Annotated in this window: 2 protein-coding genes; one reads left to right on the top strand and one right to left on the bottom strand. The window is 51.1% G+C overall.

The features are described from left to right. Positions 1 to 326 precede the first annotated feature (326 nt). On the bottom strand, positions 327 to 548 hold the full coding sequence (locus tag BMY49_RS17085; protein ID WP_083024673.1) for a hypothetical protein: 222 nt from the start codon (positions 546 to 548) through the stop codon (positions 327 to 329). 337 nt (positions 549 to 885) lie between these two features. Here BMY49_RS17085 and rpsT point away from each other — a divergent pair, with 337 nt between their 5' ends. Beyond that, on the top strand, positions 886 to 1,152 hold the full coding sequence (rpsT, locus tag BMY49_RS17090) for a 30S ribosomal protein S20 (protein ID WP_016916025.1): 267 nt from the start codon (positions 886 to 888) through the stop codon (positions 1,150 to 1,152). Positions 1,153 to 1,283 lie beyond the last annotated feature (131 nt).

Here is a 1,283-nt window from a genome sequence, read left to right on the forward strand (position 1 = left end):
GGGCGAATGATCAAAAAGTGCTCGCTGGCGGTGATAGGGAAAGTGTCGGCGCCGGCTTCACGGATTCAGGTTCAAATATAATGGTTTCAAGCAACGGTGCTAAGGAAGCTTTTTTTGTTAGAGGGGAAAGGTGGAAATATTCCGCAATAGCAGATTTTGAAATGTCTATGGAGTAGTCGCTGAAATAGATTGCGCCTGTATCTTTAGCGCTTCTTTCAATATCATCAGGGTTTATGTATACCCCTTTGAGATGCGCTGGGATTACATTCTGGATAGTGCTTTTGCCTGAACCATTGGGGCCGGCAAACATTCGCAAGCGGGGTCTTTTAACCATTGGTAACCTTGAGCTTCATACCTATGGAAGCTTTGTGCTTCGGAGGCGCTTTTCTCAAAACCTGGGTGCTACCATCGGGGCGTGTTTCGACAAGCTCACCATCGACGATTTCTACTACGTGCTGGCCACTGCTCAACGACATCTGATAAGCACGCCGTGTGTATCGTGCCGCTTGAGCCGCAAATCTTTGTTCTGCATCAGGTTTAGTCGCCATGGTGACACCTCATTGCGAGTTTTTTTGCTACTGTATTTATAGTACAGCTACCGAATAGTACAACCACTGGTAGGTAAGCGCTAGCGGTCCCCGCCTGAAAAGCATTGACAACGGCTAGCAAGCCCGCTTAACGCGTGATAGACTACGCCATCCTCTCAGACAAGACCCGTGAGCGGGCAGCTATCAGACTGCTCGTTACACTATTTGGCAGTGTTGAAAACCCTGCTAGATCAATTGGTTGTTACGGAAATGTCGTGATTTGGCAACTGCCAGCCGACAAACACATAGTAAATTCGTTGCCGTTTTTAGGCAGCCCTTATTCTCCAAGGAGATACCTGTGGCGAACAGCAAGCAAGCACGCAAGCGCGCCCGCCAGGCCGAGACTCGTCGCGTCCTGAAATCCAGCCAGCGCAGCATGGTCCGCACCTACATCAAGCGTGTGATCAAAGCGATTAACACCGGCGACCATGGCAAAGCGATGGAAGAGTTCAAGGTAATGCAGCCGGTCGTTGACCGTATTGCTGATAAAGACGTTCTTTCTAAGAAGAAAGCTGCACGTCTGAAAAGCCGCTTGAACAAGCGCATTAAGGCTCTGGCGGCGTAAGCCGGCAGGCGCCATAAAAAAACCGGCTGCGGCCGGTTTTTTTGTGGTGCGCCAGGCATGGCGCGCAGCGCCAATTAGGCGCTATCCGGTCCGCCGTGGTGGTTGGCCGGATGACTTGGGGGTGAAAGTCC

Source organism: Vreelandella aquamarina, from assembly GCF_900110265.1.
GTDB lineage: Bacteria > Pseudomonadota > Gammaproteobacteria > Pseudomonadales > Halomonadaceae > Vreelandella > Vreelandella aquamarina.